Origin of the sequence: Paenibacillus sp. FSL R5-0490 (assembly GCF_001956215.1) — a bacterium.
Taxonomy (GTDB): domain Bacteria; phylum Bacillota; class Bacilli; order Bacillales; family Cytobacillaceae; genus Cytobacillus.
Genome location: NZ_MRTQ01000010.1, coordinates 122,661 through 142,586, shown reverse-complemented (window position 1 = coordinate 142,586; position 19,926 = coordinate 122,661). Strand labels below are relative to the sequence as shown.

Here is a 19,926-nt window from a genome sequence, read left to right as displayed (position 1 = left end):
AAGCTGGTTCCTTATTTTTATCCAACCAATGCCTTACCAAATCCAAACGCACCATGGACTTCACATGTTCTTGCCGCTCTATAGGCAGCAGCCTGCAATGATTCTTCAATTGGATTTCCATTTAACAGATGTGTTAAAAACCCTGCTATAAATGAGTCCCCTGCTCCAAGTGTATCAATCACATTCGCCTCTTCAATTCCTTGATGGTATATGTTTGTCCCGTCTGACATGACAACTCCATTAGAGCCTCTTGTTATAACCGCGTTTGGGCACCCAAGTTTATGGATTTGGTTTATTAACTCTTCTATTTCTTCCTCTCTATAATCACTTCCTGAAACAAAGGCATAATCAATATAGGGACACACCCTTCGTAAAAGCTCATCGGTATAATGATTGGAAAAATCGTAGGAAATCGAAATAGATTCAGACAGTTTCTTCAGCTGATCATCCAAACTGCTGTAGATACTCGTATGCAGAACATCATATGTTCTAACATAATCATAATCATCTTCATCCAGTTTCAGCCTTAATTTTGATTGAATGCCACCTTTATTGGACTTGACAAAAATTCTGTCCCCTTCCTCATTCAGGTCCACATATGCTTTGCCGCTCTCTCCAAACGCTTTCCGGATTTTGCTGATTTCTACTTTACTTAGTTTCAGTGATTCGATAATATGTTCACCTTCAGCATCGCTTCCCACAATCCCAATAAATGCTGCTTCCTCAGCCCCATACTGTTTTGACAAAACCGCAACATTTAAAGCGTTCCCTCCAGGAAACATTTCGTTCCGATCCTTATATACATCTACAACATTATCCCCTATTGCAATTAATCTCATAATTCTGCTCCTCCTAACCTTTTACACTGCCTGATGCAAGCCCGCGAATAAAGTATTTTTGCATAAATAAAAATAAGATGATGATCGGTGCTGCAGAAATCATTAACCCCGCCAATAAAACTCCCCAGTTTGTTTGGAGAGCATCCCTGAATTGCATTAACCCTGCAGGAATGGTTTTTAATGCATCAGAATCAACGAAGATTAAAGCAAACATAAATTCATTCCAAGTAAAATAAGCTGTCAACACAACACCCGTTAATAATATTGGCAAATTAAGCGGAATAAAGATTTTCGTAAAGATCGCCCAAGTATTGCAGCCATCTAAAAAAGCTGACTCCTCTAACTCTTTTGGTACATCGAGAAAAGCTGCCCGAATCAGAAGGATGGTGATTGGAATACGATAAGCCACATACGGGAGGATCAGTGCCAGATAAGTATCATGAATACCCAATGCCTGAATGAGCTTATACAAGGGCACTAGGCTTACCTGCGGGGAAAGCATCATGCCTGCCATACAGATAATAAGCAATGCATTTTTGCCTTTAAATTCAAATCGGGTTAAGCCATACGCCCCTAGTGCACTAAGGAAAACCGTCAAAAAACAAGTAGTTATGGTAACAATCGTACTGTTCAAAAAGTATCCGGAAATACCTGTCTCCCATGCATGAGCATAATTTGAAACAAGCCAGCTTTGCGGTAAAGCCCAACTATTTGCGAAGATCTCTTCTGTGGTTTTGAAAGAATTAATAACCATCCAAAATAGCGGATAAGCTATGATAACAAAATAGAAGATTAATATGGAGAATAAAGGAATTCCTTGTATTGCTGATTTATACCTTACAGGCTTTTTAATAACTGGTTTAAATTCTTGATGCGCAATTGCTTTGTTCGTCTCCATCCTAACCATCCTTCCCTGTTTTAAATAACTTCATCTGCACCAGCGAAACCAATAAAGTCAGGATAAGAATGACTGTCGCAATTGCTGACGCATACCCCATTTGATCCTTGAAAAACGCTGAATTATAGAGGAGCGTTCCTAAAACCTCACTTGCATTTCCAGGCCCTCCCCCTGTTAAGATGTATGGTTCATTAAAGACGGTAAACGCTCCTGTCAAAGTGATCAAGGATGCCACAAATAGCATTTCTTTTACTTGAGGAACTGTTACGTAGATAAATTTACGAATTTTCCCTGCACCATCAATATCAGCAGCTTCATATAATTCCTTCGGGATGGCCTGAATTGCAATAATAAATAGCATCATAATGTAACCAATGCTCTGCCATTGAGATACAGCGATAATGGCGAAGATAGCTGTCTCTGACTGACCCAGCCATGCTCTTGTCCATTCTTCAAGCCCTAAAAGAGCAAGCAGACTGTTTAATAAACCGATATCAGGATTGTATATAAAACTGAATAATAGAGCGATGACCGTTATGGAAATGACAACAGGGAGAAAAAATACAGTTCGGAAAAAACTGCTTACCAACCTGGTAATAGGATCTTCCAGAATGGCTGCTAATACCAATCCTCCAAACACTTGAAAGATTATGGATATAACGGCATACCAGATATTATTTTTCAGTGCTATATAAAAAACCTCATCTTTAAAAAGAGTAAGGAAATTTTCAAAACCAACAAACACTTTATCAGGAGAAAATGCTGAAAACTCATAAAAACTAAATCGAAAGTTTTCTAGAATGGGATAATAAACAAATACGCCCATTAGCAGTAAACAAGGGGCAATATATAAAAATGGAACGAATTTTCGGCTAAGCATATTGGCCACCTCTTTCTTTTAAAAGGGGAGGCCAATATCAGCCTCCTATACCTTTGTATATGGTTTATTTACCTTATTTTTTTACCTTTTTTGCTGCATCTTGTACATCAGCCATCACTTCTTCTGGGGTTTTCTTTCCGTCCAGCATTTGCTGTGTGCCATTCAGGTATGCATCAACAATCGAAATATCAACAGCAGTATCAAACCATAGATACGTTTTATCAGCATTGATAATTAAATCAATTGCTTCTTCTTGTAACGGGGAGGCATTTTCGGATGTTGTTGTCCCTTTAACCGCACTATATTCACTAACTTCTTTCAGCTGTTCAGTACCTTTTTCCTTTGAAGTTAAGAACTTAACAAACTCCATTGCTTCTTCAGGGTGCTTAGTTTTAGAAGAAATCATAATTCCCTCTGGTGCAGCAGTGATTGAATTAGGGTTTCCTTCTCCTCCTTCAATGCTTGGTGTATTAAAGACGCCTAAATCCTCACCTAAAGAAGGTTCAATTAGCCCAATTTCAGCTAATTGGAAATAACCTATTGCTGCTTTGCCGCCATTGAAAAGTTCACGAGCGTATTGATGGTCAACTGAATTTACACCTTTATTGAAGTAAGGTTCAAGTTCCATAAACTTCTCCAATGCCTTCACATATCCAGGGTGCGAAAAAGCACCTTCAGGGTTGTTCGAATTATAATCCTTAGCAATTACATCTTCAGGAACAATCAGTTCATTTAGAGATCCAATATAATGAGAAATCGTCCAAGGTGCCTTGCTTCCAAACGTAATCGGAGTAATGCCGGCTTCTTTTATCTTTTCTGAAACCTCGATGAGTTCACTCCAAGTTGCAGGGGGTTCTAAATTTAAATCCTTGAAAATCTTTTTATTAAAGAAGAAGGCTTTTCCGTCCGTTGACCAAGGAATTCCATATGTTTTTTCATCCAATGTAAATGGCTTGAATTGGGACTCTATAATTTCTCCTGACCACTCTTTATCACTGTTGATATACTCTGTTAATTCAAGTGCCTGGCCGGCACGTACAAAGTTATAAGCGAATTCTCCGCTCCAGGAGAAATAGACATCAGGCGGATTCTTGGATCCTAGTACAACGCGGATTTTCTCTTTGTATGAGTCATTCAAGACCGCTTCTGTTTTAATCTTTATATTTGGATGCAGCTCTTCAAATTCTTTAACAGCTTTTTCAAAATATTGCTTCTTAGGTTCAGTAGGCCAACGATGAAAAAAACGGAGTTCAACAGTATCGCTATCACTTGAAGAAGATGTGCCGGCAGATGAATTACAGCCAGTTATTAAAGAAAGGAATAAAATTGAGAGAATCCCTGCGAGTGCTAACCTTTTCATCTTTATTTGCCCCCCTATAAATTAAATAAAGCAGTGGAAAAGTGGAGCCGCACTTTTCCACTCTATTAACTTAGTATTCTACCTTCCACATATATCTGCGCTTTGACAATGGGTGGTTACGCTGCTCTGCTAAATTGTCCGCATACTTTCTTAACACAAAATTTAGAACAAGAGGAGCAATATAACCTTTAACTCCTTCATCGATGCCTGAAAAGTCAAAATCTTTTGCATCCAGAACAACTATTTTCTTCCCATATTTCTTAGAGAAATCCAGTGCTCTCTCTTCTAAGTATCTTGTTTCATCCAGTCCCAGTAGAATGATAAAAGGTGTTTCCTCATCGATGATTTCAAATGGACCGTGGAAATATTCACCTGCATGGATGGCATGTGAGTGAATCCATTGCATTTCCATTAGGATACAAATCGCAAATGAATATGCAACTCCATAGTTTGCGCCGCTAGCCATGGTATAAATAATCTTCTCATCTTTGTACTGTTTTCCAAATTCTACAGCAGAGTCATGCGATTGTGAAGCCGCTTTTTCATACACAGATTGTAAGTTTTCAAGGCTCTTCTCAATCGCTTGAAACTTTCCATTTCCCTCCACCTCTTTTAGAACTCCAAATACGAGCTGATAGATAACCGAGTAGTTTGTCGTAAATGCATTCGCTTCTTGTCCCCACTCATATTTGAGAACAACATCTGAAGCCTGCGCCAAAGGAGAACCAGGCTCATTCGTTAAAGAAACAGCCAAAGCGCCTTTGCTTCTGGCAAACTTTGCAGCTTCTACTGTTTCAGGAGTTGTACCAGAATGGGAGCAAAGGATCACTAAAGAATTTTGACCAAGTTTCGAATGATTGCGATGAATGAATTCGTTGGAGCTATATAAATGAGCATCGATCTTACTTGCTTCCCGATCGATTGCATATTTGCTTGGATACATAAGCGCGGAAGAACCTCCGCAGGCAACAAAGAACACATTTTCAATATTTTTCTTCTTTACTTCTTCAAGTGCATGTTTAATTTGATTTTTTACATCTACCACTAATTCTGTTGTCATAAATAAACTGCCTCCTTGGTTTTTTTATATAAATAAACCTCTACCCTCCTCAAAACAATACACAACTTTATAATACGTTATATATTGTTATATTTGTTTATATAATATCCCCTACTGTTTTCGTAGTCAACATACTTTTCTGAAAATTTTAAATACAATTATCGACATTCCAGTTTAACTTCCTGTCGAAAATAAGTAGATGATGACGTTTCATAGAATTAAACTAACTGTATCGTATTGGTTATAGGTATGGGACATAATGTATAATTCTATTGGTTAGTAAATTTTTATGTGAAGACAGGAGTAAGAACATGGATAACCGCCAAACCAGCCTAAAACCATTCATTTCACTCATTCTATCAACAAAAATTCCAAAGACTGCGCTCATCATTGGTTTAACAGCGAGCATTTTAACCACCCTGACCGGGCTGGCGGTTCCGCTGCTGACCAAAAATCTGGTGGACGGTTTTTCGGTTGAATCTTTAAGCGTTCCGCTCATCATCGGAATTGGGGCAGCCTTTATCTTCCAGGCGATTATCAGCGGGATTTCCATTTACCTGCTTAGCTATGCGGGCCAAAAAGTGGTGGCTCGGCTTCGGGATCGGATGTGGATGAAGCTCATAAGGCTGCCGGTCCGTTACTTTGATCAGCAATCCAGCGGCCAGACAGTCAGCCGCGTAGTGAATGATACCAGCATTGTCAGGGAGCTGATTACCAACCACTTTCCGCAATTTATTACCGGTATTATCAGTATTATAGGTGCAATCATTATCCTGCTTGTGATGGACTGGAAAATGACTCTTCTGATGCTCACTTCTGTTCCTATTACACTGGCCATTATGATTCCTCTTGGCCGAAAGATGGCAAAAATATCACGGGGCCTTCAAGATGAAACGGCCATCTTTACCGGAAACATTACCCAGACACTCGGTGAAATCCGCTTAATGAAGTCTTCTGCAGCAGAGCAAAATGAAGAAGAAAAAGGATTGGATGGCATCGACAAGCTGCTTGGCTACGGTTTGCGGGAAGCCCGCATTTTTGCCATGATCGGCCCTACGATGTACCTGATCATGATGGTGGTCATCGTCATGATCATCGCCTATGGAGGCATGCGTGTGGCCAGCGGATCGATGTCAACGGGTTCTCTTGTTGCCTTTTTGCTGTATTTGTTCCAGATTATTATGCCGATCACTTCATTTGCGATGTTTTTTACACAACTGCAAAAAGCGAAAGGCGCAACAGAACGGATCATAGAAATCTTAGAAGAGCCATTGGAGGATGGACAGGACGGCATCGAGATGGATATCAGCAGCAAGCCGATTATAATCCAAAATGTTTCCTTCTCCTATAGCGAAGAAGAGAGTGTTCTGGAAAATATCTCACTGGAAGCCCAGCCAGGCCAGATGATTGCATTGGCAGGTCCAAGCGGAAGCGGAAAAACCACCCTGTTTGGATTGCTTGAACGATTTTACGAGCCAGCTGCGGGTGAAATTAAAATTGGCCATACACCCATTCAGCAGATATCACTTAAATCCTGGCGCAGTCAAATCGGTTATGTTTCACAGGAAAGCGCTATGATGGCAGGCACGATCCGTGAGAATTTATGCTACGGACTGGAAAATTCCGAAAGCATTCCGGATGAGAAGTTATGGGAAGTTGCAAAAATGGCATATGCCGATCAATTCATTGCCGATTTTCCGAAAGGGCTTGATACAGAAGTTGGTGAGCGGGGGGTGAAGCTTTCCGGAGGACAAAGGCAGAGGATTGCCATTGCACGCGCATTCCTGCGCGATCCTAAAATATTGATGATGGACGAAGCTACCGCAAGCCTCGACAGCCAATCGGAAGGCATCGTCCAGCAGGCGCTTATCCGCCTAATGGAAGGCCGGACAACTTTCGTCATCGCCCACCGCCTTTCAACAATTGTCGATGCGGATCAAATTGTCTTTATTGAAAAAGGCCGGGTGACGGGAATTGGCACACATTATGAATTAACACAAACTCATGGGCTATACAGGGAATTTGCCGAGCAGCAGCTTGCATAAGAAGTGGCCAGTCTATCGCAAACTGGCCTTTTTGCTGCAGAGCATAATTCCAGCTTTCATTAAAACGAAATATTGTGATAAAATGTGACAAATTATCCATACAAACGGAAAGTTAAATTCCTTATAATGGTATTAAGGTTACACCTACCCAAAAAGGAGGTTGTCGACTATGCCATTAGATCATACGAAAAACATGCTTGAAACGTTAAAATACTACAGCGATTGCCAGATCACTCAAACGTTTACAAGAGATCAGTCACAGGTTCTAGTGGTCCGTTATATAAAAGAGACCCATTCTTTTGAGGTTACTTATACGGGAACTTCAATAAAAAGAACGTATCCTTCTATTGATTCCGCTGCGGTTGCCATTGAACAGGCGATCGGAAATCATTAATTCCTCACATGTCTCCCATATCAAAAAACGCAGCCAGTACTCTCTATCCCGTACCAGAACTGCGTCCATTTCTTTTCAATCAAACGTTTGATTGATTTTTTTCTGCTTACAATTGTCCATTTACCTTGCTTCTTCAACCTGAAGAACCTTCTTAATCTCCCTGCTGTCTTTTGCCAATATGCTTTTCACATTTGGCCCGAACCATTCCAGTGAAGCGTCCATTTCCATCATTTCAGCAGCCTCTCTTAAAAACAGGCGATAGTCCACCGCTCCTTCAAACAGTGAAACCATGCCTTCCCTGCTGCCTGCTGCTGCATATACATTATTAGGGGCAAAGACGCCAAGCTTGCTGCGTGACTCAATATTTTTGAAATGAAAATGCGAAACATAGGGCTGGAGCTGTTTAAGAGCAAATAGAGGATCCACCCCTGATTCCCATATGTGCAGGACATCAAAATTAACCCTTAGTGCCGGATGGTCCGTTTCCTCAAGAAGCTGAAGTGCAGAAGATGGATTATCTGTCAAAGTATTCGGATGAGTTTCTACCAAAAGCTGCATTCCCTCTGCTTCAGCCATTTTACAAAGCATCTTCAAGCGCGAAACAAGCTCAATCCGCTCTAATCTGCTGATATCCGCACTGCCCTTGTTCCCGGCAAATGTCCGTATTTTGTCCGTTCCCCAGCGGTGCGCAAGTGAACATAGGGCGTTCATTTCGGCCATTAAGGCAGGAAGCGGTGCATCCAGGGGCAAATAATCGCTCAGCATACTTGTCTCCAGATTGTATGAGCTCAGCCACTCACTACCATAATGGATATCTTCCGCCAGATTTTTGGCATGGACACCCCATAATTCAATTCCCTGTAACCCATTATTTTGGGCCCAGTGTGCAATTTGGTCAATGGATTGGAGATGATGCCGGAATGAGATGGTGCAAAGAGAAAGTTTCATAGAATGGCCTCCTTCATATTTTGAGATTGCTGCAGTTCAGACCAGGCCTCAAAGCTCTCCTGCAGCCCTCTTTTTATTTGAAATTCCAGAATATTCTGTTCTTCCAGCTTTGCAGTAATTTCGTCCACTAACCGCCTGTTTCCAGTCATAGCGAGCTTCATGGCCCGGTATTGGATAGCTGTATACCCTTTCACAAGTTTTTCGATTTCATCACACCAGGCTTCAAATCCTTCTTCATCATAGCCAAGCGATTCCCAGAAAAACGCAAAAGCATGTTCATAGGCGTACTTCCGTATGGCGAGAACAGGCAATTCCCTTAAAGCCAGTGTCAGCCCTGACAGCGGAAACTTTTCTTGTCCAGCAGCATGAAGCTCGATGATTTTTGCCACAGCATCTGTCATTGGGTTGCAGTCATGCTTAATGCATGTGTTAAAATACGCTTCAACCGTTTGGGCAGTTGGCGGGATAATACCCGCAGCATCAAAGAAATAGCCGCCTTCAGCTGAAGGATCCTCAATGGCAGCCAGGATCCGGTCTCTTGGAAGCACTCCTTCCCAGCGAAAGTCGGGATCATACATAAACCATTCCTCTTCGTTTTCCGTCCTTTCCAGCATCACGTAGTGTGGAAAAGGGCTTTGATGAAATTTATTTTCCCGCTCAGGAAGCTTCGACAGATCGAGCATCACCATTACATACTGATGGGGCTTTTTGTTTTCCAGCAATCTCAGCATTTCCTTCATATTTTCCTGTTTGCTTTGCTTTTCGTCGTACCATTTATGCAGCTTGATGCCATAAAGCATTTCATACCACTGATGAAAAAAACCATGGTCGATCCGATTGGAATGATACGTTAAAACTCCATTTTCCAGCACATCAAAATCGGCATCCCATACTCCGAAATAATAGGGCCGATGGTCAGCTCCTTCTGTCTTTTTGACTGCTTCGCACACACAGCTTACAAAACAATGCACTTTAATCATCCGGATCCCTCCGCTGCAGCTGGCTCCTGCTGGCGCTCCAGAAAATCAGCCAGGCTTCCTGCCGTCCGGAAGTCTTTTGGCACAAGCATTTCATCTGGAATATCAAAACCCATGTCTACTTCCAAATGGAGGATCAGCTGCAAAATCATGATGGAGTCCATATACAGGTCTTCATTTAAGCGCGCGTCTTCATGGAAAGCTTGAATAGAAGGCAATTCTAATTGATCCCGCAAAATGTCATAGATTACCTGTAAGATCTCTTGTCTTGTCATGCCAGCACTCCTTCCCCCAGCCTTTTCCGGCTGACCTTACCGTTTGGCAGCTTTTCGATTTCCTCCACTTTCTTAAATTCCATCGGAACCTGGTATGGGGCGAGATAACCCCTGCACCATTCCCTCAGCTCCTGTTCTTCAATGGGTTCAGAGCAGACATACTGTGCACAAACTCTTTCCCCTGAAAGCGGATGGACTTTTTTATAAACAACTGCCTCTATAATTCTCGGTTCTCCCTGCAAAACGTCTTCTACTTCCTGCGGATAAACATTCAAGCCTGCTACATTAATTGTGTCATCCATTCTAGCCAGAAATGACAGAATACCATTTTCTAAATAGCCAAGATCTTTTGTATAAATTGTTTTTTCCGAATCATGAATAAGGATTTCACCAGGATTTTGGAAGCTTCCGGCCTCCACTTTGACGTGCGGAAGCGGGTAGCCCATTTCACGCGTGTCGCTCACATCCGGATGAATGGCCACACATCCCGCTTCAGAACAGCCATATTGCTGAAGCACTCGGTTTGAAACCTTCTTTAATGCTTCCAGCCAGCCTGCAGGCATGAGCGTGCCTGATGTCATGACAGCATCCAATCGCTGCCCATCCGTTATTAACAGTGTTAAAGTATGCAGCAGTGCAGGAGCCCCGTAAAGAATATGCTTAGGATGTTCCTTCAGCTTTTTCAGCACATACTTAGGGTTCATATTTGTCAGAATGACCGGTTCTGCCCCGCGCCTTATGCACGCCAATACACCGCAGATTAAACCATAGGAATGGGTCGTAGGACAGGCAACGACTGTTGCAGTCTGATTATCAGCCGGCAAAACTGAGACATAGCTGTCCAGCTCGTTCTCAATCGATTCCCATGTGCGTTCAATGCACTTCGGATCCCCGGTCGTACCCGAACTCATTTGCACCAGAACTCCTTCCTTCTTATTTATTTGCTGTGACAAGTGAATCGGCAGGTGGATATTTTCATAAAGAAGGAAATGGCTTCCGGCCTTAATTGCCATCCTGATGGCACCTTCTTTCGGTACAGAGGGATGGAGGGGGACAATGGATCCTCCTTTACTGCGTACAAATAAACAGAGTGCAAGCCATTGAAAAGCATCCGGCATACAAACAGCCAATCTACGATTCCGGCAATCTTTTAAATGAGGTATATTTTCAAATACCGTATATTGTCTTTTAAGATCATCCCGCGTATAGTACTGATCATTTACAAAAAACATCTCAATTCTCCTTTGGGTTCTATGCTAAAGAGTTAGTGACAAGATGGCGGAACCCGCCAGCTTCTTCTTTTTGGACCTTCCTTTTCAGCAGCGACTCTGCATAAACCATAGGGGCTGTATGCTGCAGAAGGTAATTTCGGAAAATCAATTCAGGATAGCAGCTCATGTGCCCGGCAAGCGTCTCGCCAGCCAGCGCCCAAAACTTTTTCTCACTGTAGCCGTACTGCTCTTCAAGCGCAAAAGACAGTTCTGTTAGATGAAAAACAAACAATGTATCCATAACAAGCTCTCGTAGTGCTTCAATGGAATTCATCCAATAGTACTCATTGTCCCCGCCTTTTTTAAACTGCTCATGAATCTCTCCAAAGTCAGGAATCCGGCTGGGCTCTGCCAAAAAGTCATGATGATACTCTGTACTGTCATGGAAATCCCGCAAAACAACACGGGTTGGCCAGCCGTTTTTATGAAGGAGTATCATGTTCTGGGCATGTGCCTCCACAGCTATGCCATGAGCGGCGAGCATATGCCAGACCGGAACCACACTTACTTCCATCAGCCTTTTTAACCAGCTTTCAATTCCATAGTATTTCAGCCATTCACCTATAAATGGGGAACCATCCCTCTCCATTAAAGGAAGTGCTGTAAAAGGCACAGCCTCCTCACCCTCTTCCATGTAGAGACGAACACTTTCCCGCCAAATAGCTCCCAGTTTTGCCTCTGTTTCTTCATCTGTAGGCTGATAGGCAATCCCTGCATACTCCTTCAAAATGATCAAGGAAGCTTCTTCCTTTAAAAATGGATCAGCTTCCACCGTGTCAGCTATCCATTTGGAAATATGGGGAGCAGCACAGATGGCGTGAGTGTCTAATGTTCTAAGCGATGAGGTATTCACCATATTCATAGATAGTTTTAAGTGAGCTTTCTTTGGATTCGCCACGTTCCAAAGCGTCCGGACCGACTGGGTTGCCCGGTAAGAATCCCCGCTGCTTTTTAGCAGAACGACATCTCCTCGCTCCAGTTCATCTTTTATATGATTTACCTGCCATGGATGTATTGGCAGAAAAGTGTATTCTTCAAAGGTTTTTCCCAGCTCATGCAGCTCGGTCAGCAGCTGTCCGAACAGAAGAGGACCCAGCTCCTTCTCCCAGAATTCCTTCTCACCATGTGGGAGAGCCATTTGGCTATGCTCCCGTCTGAATGCAGCCCATTGCAGCTCAAAAGATCGCCCTGCTTCCGGACCAAATGCAGCATGGTCTTCAAGAGAGAATCCAGTCCTTGCCTTAAAACATGGATGATAGGGATGCCCTTCCCAAACTTCAGACTCCAGGTCTTCATAACTGAATGTTCTCCTTGAAAGAGACGGCATGAGATATTTTTCATTCCATTCACTCAGCAGAATGGTTTGAAGCAGCTCGTGAATAAGCTTGTTTCTTCTATCCGGGTCGGATACAAGGTCCTCTGCCAGCTCCTCTATGCTCGTTGCCGTACGGGAACCATTGCTTTGCACGGAACAGATGCTGTCTTCCTTTAGCCGCACACGGTCAAATGCTGCAATCCTTCCCTCACAGCAATAAGTCCGCTGATTTCCGAAAACGGTGAAGCTCAATAAAGGTTCTTCCGGCTGGTGCGCTGTATTTTCATAATCCATCAGCCCTTCAAAAAGAACGGCCTCCAGTAACTGTCGTATGACTCTTTTTTCAGCTTTCTTAGATGGCAGCGGATGCAGCTTCTGCATAGTTCTCCTCCTCATTCACAAAGGCAAAAGGATTTGGGATATAGGTGTAAACGGCTTGTTCGTTCTTCGCCAGCAGTTCATCCACATCATGGAAGCGGGTCAGCAGGTTGGCTTTATAAGCAAGTTTTTCTGAGTGCAGGATATGGCCGATGAATTCCTTGCCCTGTCCAGACAGCTCTTTTTCAAGAATGCAAAGCTGTTTCCGGCACCATTCAATCAAACGATCTTCACTGATGAGTCCTTCCTGCCCAAATCGGCAGATGACTGAAAAGAGCTGATTCATAAACAGGTAATAGGTGAATCGTTCCTGAATGAGATCATCCTCATAAAATAGTTCCGGGCAATCTGCCAATGACGGCAGCAGTTTGCATAGATTTCCTCTATAAGAGTTTGATAGATAGTAGCCTTGATTATCACGGTAGTAATAAGCTTCCGGGTATCCCGAAGATAAATCCAGAACGCTGTTTTGCTGATGGGCCTCAAGTGCCAGCCCATGTTGATCATATAAACGGATCAGAGACTCAATTGAGCATCTCCAGTATTTTTCGAACCAGTCCATGCTGACTTCCAGCGGATCTCTCACTTCCGATTGTGCCAGCCTTTCAATCGTCCTCTTCAGTCTTGAGCGTTCATCCGGAAGCGGATCCTGAACCAATGCCGCGATGGAACTCATCCCCTTATCCGCTCCTTCTGGAAAAGGGTTGGACCGAATAATGACCTCGAACCCTGATTCTTTATGCCCCGGCAATTCAGCTGTTATATAGGCCGGATCATCAATCATCCGAAATGACGGATATTTTTCCGTAAAGCGAAGCTTATCCATTAGTTCCGTCATAGCGGTGCCTGCCTTTAGTTCATGAAGGCGGTTCGTCCTTAATGAATTCGTAATTTTTACCGGAACAGAAAATTTGAACATCCAGTCATTTTCCGGGCTGTAAACCGTTCTGATAGAAGAGGTAGCTGAATAATAGGCTCCCATTGGGCCAAGATCTTTTATAAGATTTTTTTCAACCGCCTCTCTGACATAATTCTGCTGAAGCAGCCATTGAGCCTGAAGAGGGTGCATCGGAATGAGGCAGTTGTTATGCGGGACAGTAAAATGCGGTATCGATTTCTTTAGTGAATGGAGTATAATATCGCTTGCGCTATTTCGATTAGCTGAAGCTTCCCTGATGAACTCTCGGTCTACTTGGAAATAGTGAAGCTGAAAACGGCCTTTTAACTCCGGTGCATACTGCGGATGCTGCCATCCAGCCATTCCCTGCCTGCTCTTTGGTGTAGGGTGAAGCCAGTGACCAAACAAAAGTGACTGCTCGGCTTCAATGAAGGTGCTTTCTTCGGAATACAGGCTATTCTCGTCATTCATTCTTTCTTCAATGTACGAAGCCATTGTCTGATAGCTCTCAATCAGCCTGAGCACCAGCTCATCAAAATGGGATGCAAGTTCATGGCAGCCATTTGATTTAGCCATTAAATGCAGTTCGTGGATAAACGCAATCATCATAGGAAGCCGATCCTGCTGCATCCATTCCCGCCTTTGGCTGCAATATTTAAAGGCACCGCCGATCAAATGCCTTCCAGTTTGTGATTGGTAAATCACTTCCACAGCAAATGCTGCAGATTGACCTGGAAGTTCTATCTCCACTACGAATTCGCCTGATAGAGTCATTGATGGCCGCTGCTCCTGCATCCATTCCTCCCTTTCCATCCAATGTCCGCAATCTACTTCTCTTAAGTAACTATTTATAAAAGCTTGAAACGTTGCATTTTCTGCAATTTGTTTGGCTGAATGATGCATAATTCCATCCTTTCACCGAGTCTTTAGACCTAGTAATTGATAACCATTCTCAACAATGGTTAAAAAATTTGATTTCTTCTCTTGAAAGAAATCAATGTAATGGCAGAGACAGGGACCTGCGAAAGTCCCAGCCTCTCATTAAGGTGTTTATTCACTTAGGAGCAAGGATTCAATCTCTTTCAATCCTTTTTGGCGCTCAATCGGATCCCAATATCCCCATGTGGTCTTAAGAGTATGTACGTTGCCGTTCTGAACAGCTTTCAGGCTTTTCCAAACCTCGCCCTGTGTAACAGAATCATAGAACTCTCCACTATTAAAATAAGAAACATCGAGGATATGATCAGGATTATACTTTGCTAATCCTTCAATCGAAATATTCTCACCGAAGTCCTCAGGAAGGTTTTCTGCAGGTTTTAATTTCAAATCATCAAATAGTAAGGAATTTGTTGCATGGTTTGTACGTCCATATACACGAATATCTTTTTTGTTAATTGCTACTGCCATAAATGTTTCATCGCCCATTTTTTCACTTACGCGGCTGCCGATATCTTCTGCTTCCTTCTCAAGATCTTCAATCACTTTCTTGCCTTCTTCAAGCTTGCCTGCTGCTTCGGCAACCTTCAGATGGTCTTCCTTCCAATCACCGCCAACTTCTACTGCAACGGTTGGAATGGTTTCAGACAGCTGATCATAAAGAGGCTTATAGCGATCACTGATAATTAACAGGTCCGGATCCAGCTTTAAAATTTCTTCCGAGTTAATTTCATCAGCATAAGGCAGTGCCTTCACACCTTCAAGCTCCTCTGTTAAATGCGGAGGAAACTCATTATCATACGCCATCACGGCATAAGGCTTTACACCAACAGATACGAGTGATCCTTCCCATGATACATGCGACAGCAGAACGATTTTTTTCGGTTCGGCAGGAACTTCTGCTTTTCCGTATAAATGCTCAACGGTTCTTGTTTCCTCTGTTTTCGCCTCTTTCTTCTTTTCAGCCGCTTCTGTAGAAGCTTCCTCTTCTTTTCCACAGCCTGTTAAAACAAGTAAAAATAACATAAAAACAATGCTCAAAGGAGCAAAAAACTTCTTCATGGATCATTCCTCCAAAACAATAATGAAATTCATTCTCAATGATAATCATTATCACCATAACTGAACATGGACATTTTTAACTTCCTCCATGAACAAAATGAATTTCTGTAATAAAAAAACAGCCGCAAGTCTGCAGCTGTTTCTTCTAAGCCGTTAAGCTTTTAGTTTGGCTTTAAGAATGCTTGAAGGAAACTCTTCCAGCATCCTCCTCCTCCCAATCGGACCCCACGGATCCCACTCATGGCTTTCAGGGTAATAGACTTCTCCGGTCCGGACAGCCCGGATTTTATTCCAACCTGGAGTATGGGCAGTTCTCCACACATCCTTTTCATAACTCCATAAAATGAGAAGCTTGTCAGGGTTCAATTCAGCAATCTCGTTCAAGCTGACTTTCCGGTAACCCTCCTCATGCAGATTTGGATGAGGCTGGAACCCCAGGCTTTGATAAAGAAGCTCGAGCAGTGCATGGTTTCCCTTCCCGTAAAGGCGTATTTCTTCCGGGCGAATCCAAATGACAGCCCACAGTCCATTTCTCGTTAAGGGACACAGCTCATCCCGCACTTTGCATTCCATACCGTGAATGTCTTTTTCTATGCATTCGGCACGGCTTTCGCAGCCGAGCAGCGATGCTATTTCATAAAGATAATGACGCCAGTCCTGCTTCAAAGGCATATGATGAACTTGCTCCTGTTTTGAAAACAGCACACTTTGAAGCTGAAATTGATGTAAGGGTGTTTTAATAATGCGGTCCGGATGGGTCAGCAAAATATCATCCGGCTGAAATGGTTTTTCTGCGTTTAACAATTTAGTTCCTTCGAGCTCTTTTTGAAGATAGCTCGGCACCCCGCTGCTCGCAGAATAGACGGTTGGGTAGGACGGAGCTGCAACCGGCTGGATTCCGAGTGAAATAAGATGATCCTGCAAAAACAGCTGGCTTACGACAGCAATTCGTTCACTGGCCCTTTTCATGAAAACAGTCGGGGGCATCCCTTCCCTGCTTTTGAAAAGGCGGCTGAAATAAAATTCATCCTGCAGCCCTATTTGCATGGAGACTTCTTTAGCTGTAATTCCTTTCTTTTGAAGCAGCAATTTTTTGGCAGTCTTCATTCGTTCTGCATTTAAAAATTCTTTCGGAGTCATTCCAGTCCTTTTGCGGAAAGCCCTTGAAAATGTAACAGGGGTCATATTTGCTTTTGAAGCTAATTCCGCAACGGTTAATGGACGGGACAGGCTGTTCCGGATCAGTTCCTCTGCTTCTTCCATTCTGTCGATTTCGGTTGCGTCTGTCAGAATGGACAGCATCTCCCAGAGCAGGGATTGAAATCTGCATTTGGCCGAAATTGATTTTTCCTGCCGGCTTTTCTTCATCTCTTCCCAGAGGGGGACCATTTTTGCAGGGACCTGGTCAGCAAGCGGACGGGATAACAAGTCTTTCAGCATATCGCCTTCTTTTGGCCAGGAAAGCAGATAAACAGAAAGAAGCGAAGAAGACGACGATGTGAGGGTGCAGGAATCCGCAAGGAAGAAGCTTTTGCCCTCTTCAGCCTTCAATCTCTGGTTCCCGCTTACCAAAGTACCCTTTCCCGATGATATGTATAGGATTATAAAATGACTGTACTTTTCATTTATTGCCTGAGAGCCCTCACGCAGGTTGAATGATTCAATTTCAAACATATGGCACTTCAGCATCATATTTAGACACTCCCTTCTTTTTCCTGAAATATGAATTGACAAATGCTGTGGAAGGATAGTAGATTAATTACGATCTTCTCAGACGATAACGATTCTCATTTTCACTTAAAAAAAACATAGAAAAGGACTGATCATCATGGCCAGAACTGCTGCTGATATAACCGAATCCCTGCAGCCCGTTCACTTAAAATCTATTAAATGGGGCCTAATTGGCTTAGTATTTGTTTTCTTTGGCCTGCTCGCTTCAATCGGACTTGGAGCCATATGGATCTCCCCTTCTGTCGTTTGGGACTCTTTTGTCTCTTTTCAAGCCGGCCAAATTGAACACCAGCTGATCAGGGAAGTGCGAATCCCGCGGGCATTGGCTGCTGCCCTAATTGGGGCAGCACTTGCGGTGGCAGGAACTATTATGCAGGGAATCACACGCAACCCGCTTGCCGATCCTTCAATCATCGGCATCACCCATGGAGCAGGGCTGGCAATCGCTATTTCGCTAGCATTTGTTTCGAGCGGATCCTACTGGATTCTTCTGGTCTGGTCATTTGCAGGCTCTGCTGTTGGCGCTATGCTAGTCCTCTCTTTTTCCATGATTTCAAAAGAGCGGATATCTCCTGTAACCTTGACGCTTGCCGGTGCTGCGTTAAGCACATTATTCAGCGCTCTATCCACTGGCATTGCCCTGTATTTCCAGGTGGCACAGGACTTGAGCTTCTGGTTTGCGGGAGGACTATCCGGAACCAAATGGCAGCATGTTTTTATACTGCTTCCCGCTGTTATCATAGGGCTGCTGCTGTCCATTTGGATCAGCCGCTCTCTGACTATATTGGCTTTAGGGGAAGAAGTGGCTGCGGGCCTCGGCCAATCCCAGCAGAAAGTCAGGTGGATCGGGCTCATAGCCGTTATTCTATTATCCGGCGCAGCCGTTTCCATTGCAGGTGCGATTGGCTTTATTGGCCTTGTCGTTCCCCATATAGTCCGGATGCTCATCGGATCTGATTACAGATGGCTTATCCCGTTAAGTGCCATTGCCGGTGCCTTTCTCCTCGTACTCGCCGATATCGGCGCACGGATGATCAATCCTCCATTCGAGACACCTGTCAGCGCAGTGACCGCCTTGATTGGCGTTCCGTTTTTCCTATATTTATCCCGTAGAAAAGGGGGTTATATGTAATGGATTGGAAGCTTGCTTTAAGACAGTCCAAAACCTGGCTGGCAGCCTTTGTCTTTATAATCATGGCAACCTTTGTATTGAGCCTGTCGACTGGCGTGATGCCCATCCGTTTTTCTGAAATACTGAACACGTTAGCCGGCAGCGGCACCCCGAGGCAGGAACTGGTTTTATTTCAGCTGAGATTGCCGAGAATGGTCATTGCCATGCTGATTGGTGCCGGCCTTGCTCTATCAGGCAGCATTCTTCAGGGACTTTCCAGGAACTCCCTCGCTGACCCGGGCATTCTCGGAATCAATGCCGGCGCTGGACTGGCTGTCGTTTTTTCAATCTATCTTTTCGGGCAGGAAAAAGGAAGCCTGCTCTCTGAACCTTTTTTTCTGCCCGTTTTCGCTTTTATCGGCGCTCTTGCCATTGCAGCTCTGATTTACCGGTTCTCTTGGAAAGGCGGTATAGACCCGGAACGCCTTCTCCTTGTCGGTCTCGGTTTTAATGCTCTCTGCGGTGCTCTTCTGATGATTCTGCAGCTGAAAATGGATCCAAAGGATTTTCAGCAGGCGGCCATTTGGCTGACAGGAAGCATTTGGGGAACCGGGTGGCCTTATGTATGGGCGTTGCTGCCATGGATTGTGATTCTAATACCGGCTGCCTTTTATAAAGCAAGGACCATGAATCTTCTTCAGTTTAAGCAGGAAGTTCCGGTTGCCCTTGGCTTAAAAGTGGAGTCTGAACGCCGCTTGCTTCTTTGCCTTTCTGCTGCCCTTGCAGGAGCATGTGTGGCTGTCGGCGGCGGAATTGCTTTTATCGGCCTGCTCGCTCCCCATCTGGCACGGCGGCTGTGCGGACCCAATTACTTCAGCAGCCTGCCATTGTCTGCACTGATCGGGTCAGCACTGGTGCTCATGGCAGACATGATTGGCAAAAACCTTTTGGCACCAGCTGATATTCCTGTCGGGATTGTCATCTCGGTTATCGGTGCACCCTACCTGATCTTCATGCTGCTGACCCGAAAAGGTTCCGGGATGAAGGTATAAATTCAGTAAAAATGCCCATTCCCCTTAATGAATGGGCATTTCAGCTTTATTTGACTTCTGCAGGCTCTCTGTATTGCTTTTGCCCCAGCACATGATATACATCCTGGCGGCTTTCAATAATAAATTCAGGCTTTGGCTTCCCGCGATTCGCACGATGGCCAGCAAGATGTACATCGCTTGTTTCCCAAGCCTTCCATGCTTCTTCAGATTCCCAGCGGATCATAACAATGATTTCTTCCTCTCCGCTGCGCTGTTTTTTCTTTAATACATTCAAATCAAGAAATCCGGGCTGCTCTTCGATGATTCCTTCTCCTGCAAAGCGGTCCACCATTTTATCCCCATGGCCCTCTTTAACCATAATTGTCTTTAATTGAATAAACATGCCTATTTCCTCCTCAGTTCTTTTTTGTTATTATAATTGATAACGATTTTCATTTTCAACTGTTTTAAAAAATAGATTCATTATTTTGTAAGTTTATAGTATCTTTAGATTATC

18 protein-coding genes are annotated in these 19,926 nt (G+C 43.7%); 4 read left to right on the top strand and 14 right to left on the bottom strand.

Going from position 1 to position 19,926, the window contains the following annotated elements:
* Positions 1-17 precede the first annotated feature (17 nt).
* The 5 genes from BK139_RS10590 to BK139_RS10570 form a co-directional block, all read right to left on the bottom strand.
* A complete protein-coding gene (locus tag BK139_RS10590) occupies positions 18-839 on the bottom strand; it encodes a PfkB family carbohydrate kinase (protein ID WP_076258401.1) in 822 nt (273 codons plus the stop codon).
* 13 nt (positions 840-852) lie between these two features.
* Positions 853-1,737, bottom strand: a complete 885-nt coding sequence (locus BK139_RS10585; protein WP_139325616.1) for a carbohydrate ABC transporter permease — start codon at positions 1,735-1,737, stop codon at positions 853-855.
* Position 1,738: 1 nt separating this feature from the next.
* The gene (locus tag BK139_RS10580; protein WP_076258397.1) at positions 1,739-2,617 is read right to left on the bottom strand and encodes a carbohydrate ABC transporter permease; all 879 of its coding nucleotides are present in this window, start codon (positions 2,615-2,617) and stop codon (positions 1,739-1,741) included.
* 73 nt (positions 2,618-2,690) lie between these two features.
* A complete protein-coding gene (locus tag BK139_RS10575) occupies positions 2,691-3,977 on the bottom strand; it encodes an ABC transporter substrate-binding protein (protein WP_076258395.1) in 1,287 nt (428 codons plus the stop codon).
* Positions 3,978-4,047: 70 nt separating this feature from the next.
* A complete protein-coding gene (locus BK139_RS10570; RefSeq protein WP_076258393.1) occupies positions 4,048-5,037 on the bottom strand; it encodes an SIS domain-containing protein in 990 nt (329 codons plus the stop codon).
* Between the two features lie 311 nt (positions 5,038-5,348).
* Between BK139_RS10570 and BK139_RS10565 the strand changes: the two genes are divergently transcribed.
* Both BK139_RS10565 and BK139_RS10560 read left to right on the top strand, forming a co-directional pair.
* Complete coding sequence (locus tag BK139_RS10565) at positions 5,349-7,082, top strand: ABC transporter ATP-binding protein (RefSeq protein ID WP_076258390.1); 1,734 nt, start codon at positions 5,349-5,351, stop codon at positions 7,080-7,082.
* A 169-nt stretch (positions 7,083-7,251) separates the two neighbouring features.
* Entirely contained in the window at positions 7,252-7,476 is a 225-nt protein-coding gene (locus BK139_RS10560) for a hypothetical protein (RefSeq protein WP_076258387.1), read from the top strand.
* A gap of 120 nt (positions 7,477-7,596) precedes the next feature.
* Here the strand turns inward: BK139_RS10560 and BK139_RS10555 are convergent, their stop codons facing one another.
* The 8 genes from BK139_RS10555 to BK139_RS10520 all read right to left on the bottom strand — a co-directional run bounded on the left by BK139_RS10555 (position 7,597) and on the right by BK139_RS10520 (position 17,228).
* Positions 7,597-8,424, bottom strand: coding sequence for a sugar phosphate isomerase/epimerase family protein (locus BK139_RS10555; RefSeq protein WP_076258385.1), 828 nt, complete (start codon positions 8,422-8,424; stop codon positions 7,597-7,599).
* Complete coding sequence (locus BK139_RS10550; RefSeq protein WP_076258382.1) at positions 8,421-9,404, bottom strand: DUF6005 family protein; 984 nt, start codon at positions 9,402-9,404, stop codon at positions 8,421-8,423. The genes BK139_RS10555 and BK139_RS10550 overlap by 4 nt, the downstream gene beginning before the upstream one ends.
* A complete protein-coding gene (asbD, locus tag BK139_RS23700; protein ID WP_076258380.1) occupies positions 9,401-9,676 on the bottom strand; it encodes a petrobactin biosynthesis protein AsbD in 276 nt (91 codons plus the stop codon). Before asbD ends, BK139_RS10550 begins: the two co-directional genes overlap by 4 nt.
* Positions 9,673-10,908, bottom strand: a complete 1,236-nt coding sequence (locus BK139_RS10540) for an AMP-binding protein (protein WP_076258378.1) — start codon at positions 10,906-10,908, stop codon at positions 9,673-9,675. The genes asbD and BK139_RS10540 overlap by 4 nt, the downstream gene beginning before the upstream one ends.
* A 19-nt stretch (positions 10,909-10,927) precedes the next feature.
* Positions 10,928-12,643 (bottom strand): IucA/IucC family protein, encoded by a 1,716-nt coding sequence (locus BK139_RS10535; protein ID WP_076258376.1) that lies wholly within the window; start codon positions 12,641-12,643, stop codon positions 10,928-10,930.
* Entirely contained in the window at positions 12,615-14,441 is a 1,827-nt protein-coding gene (locus BK139_RS10530; protein ID WP_076258373.1) for an IucA/IucC family protein, read from the bottom strand. The genes BK139_RS10535 and BK139_RS10530 overlap by 29 nt, the downstream gene beginning before the upstream one ends.
* 147 nt (positions 14,442-14,588) lie before the next feature.
* Complete coding sequence (locus tag BK139_RS10525; RefSeq protein ID WP_076258370.1) at positions 14,589-15,536, bottom strand: ABC transporter substrate-binding protein; 948 nt, start codon at positions 15,534-15,536, stop codon at positions 14,589-14,591.
* A gap of 153 nt (positions 15,537-15,689) precedes the next feature.
* Entirely contained in the window at positions 15,690-17,228 is a 1,539-nt protein-coding gene (locus tag BK139_RS10520; RefSeq protein ID WP_286148493.1) for an AraC family transcriptional regulator, read from the bottom strand.
* A gap of 136 nt (positions 17,229-17,364) precedes the next feature.
* Between BK139_RS10520 and BK139_RS10515 the strand changes: the two genes are divergently transcribed.
* Both BK139_RS10515 and BK139_RS10510 read left to right on the top strand, forming a co-directional pair.
* Positions 17,365-18,399 carry a FecCD family ABC transporter permease gene (locus tag BK139_RS10515; protein ID WP_076258368.1) on the top strand — a complete coding sequence of 345 codons (1,035 nt, stop codon included), beginning with the start codon at positions 17,365-17,367 and terminating at the stop codon, positions 18,397-18,399.
* Positions 18,399-19,430 (top strand): FecCD family ABC transporter permease, encoded by a 1,032-nt coding sequence (locus BK139_RS10510; protein ID WP_076258366.1) that lies wholly within the window; start codon positions 18,399-18,401, stop codon positions 19,428-19,430. Before BK139_RS10515 ends, BK139_RS10510 begins: the two co-directional genes overlap by 1 nt.
* A 46-nt stretch (positions 19,431-19,476) precedes the next feature.
* Here BK139_RS10510 and BK139_RS10505 read toward each other — a convergent pair whose 3' ends face one another.
* Positions 19,477-19,812 (bottom strand): antibiotic biosynthesis monooxygenase family protein, encoded by a 336-nt coding sequence (locus BK139_RS10505; protein ID WP_076258363.1) that lies wholly within the window; start codon positions 19,810-19,812, stop codon positions 19,477-19,479.
* Positions 19,813-19,926: the final 114 nt, after the last annotated feature.

Coding starts and splice junctions, on each gene's coding strand:
- BK139_RS10555 (WP_076258385.1), bottom strand. CDS start 8,424: ATGAAACTTTCTCTTTGCACCATCTCATTCCGGCATCATCTCCAATCC.
- BK139_RS10525 (WP_076258370.1), bottom strand. CDS start 15,536: ATGAAGAAGTTTTTTGCTCCTTTGAGCATTGTTTTTATGTTATTTTTA.
- BK139_RS10535 (WP_076258376.1), bottom strand. CDS start 12,643: ATGCAGAAGCTGCATCCGCTGCCATCTAAGAAAGCTGAAAAAAGAGTC.
- BK139_RS10520 (WP_286148493.1), bottom strand. CDS start 17,228: ATGATGCTGAAGTGCCATATGTTTGAAATTGAATCATTCAACCTGCGT.
- BK139_RS10515 (WP_076258368.1), top strand. CDS start 17,365: ATGGCCAGAACTGCTGCTGATATAACCGAATCCCTGCAGCCCGTTCAC.
- BK139_RS10590 (WP_076258401.1), bottom strand. CDS start 839: ATGAGATTAATTGCAATAGGGGATAATGTTGTAGATGTATATAAGGAT.
- BK139_RS10580 (WP_076258397.1), bottom strand. CDS start 2,617: ATGCTTAGCCGAAAATTCGTTCCATTTTTATATATTGCCCCTTGTTTA.
- BK139_RS10540 (WP_076258378.1), bottom strand. CDS start 10,908: ATGTTTTTTGTAAATGATCAGTACTATACGCGGGATGATCTTAAAAGA.
- BK139_RS10565 (WP_076258390.1), top strand. CDS start 5,349: ATGGATAACCGCCAAACCAGCCTAAAACCATTCATTTCACTCATTCTA.
- BK139_RS10550 (WP_076258382.1), bottom strand. CDS start 9,404: ATGATTAAAGTGCATTGTTTTGTAAGCTGTGTGTGCGAAGCAGTCAAA.
- BK139_RS10505 (WP_076258363.1), bottom strand. CDS start 19,812: ATGTTTATTCAATTAAAGACAATTATGGTTAAAGAGGGCCATGGGGAT.
- BK139_RS10560 (WP_076258387.1), top strand. CDS start 7,252: ATGCCATTAGATCATACGAAAAACATGCTTGAAACGTTAAAATACTAC.
- BK139_RS10570 (WP_076258393.1), bottom strand. CDS start 5,037: ATGACAACAGAATTAGTGGTAGATGTAAAAAATCAAATTAAACATGCA.
- asbD (WP_076258380.1), bottom strand. CDS start 9,676: ATGACAAGACAAGAGATCTTACAGGTAATCTATGACATTTTGCGGGAT.
- BK139_RS10585 (WP_139325616.1), bottom strand. CDS start 1,737: ATGGAGACGAACAAAGCAATTGCGCATCAAGAATTTAAACCAGTTATT.
- BK139_RS10530 (WP_076258373.1), bottom strand. CDS start 14,441: ATGCATCATTCAGCCAAACAAATTGCAGAAAATGCAACGTTTCAAGCT.
- BK139_RS10575 (WP_076258395.1), bottom strand. CDS start 3,977: ATGAAAAGGTTAGCACTCGCAGGGATTCTCTCAATTTTATTCCTTTCT.
- BK139_RS10510 (WP_076258366.1), top strand. CDS start 18,399: ATGGATTGGAAGCTTGCTTTAAGACAGTCCAAAACCTGGCTGGCAGCC.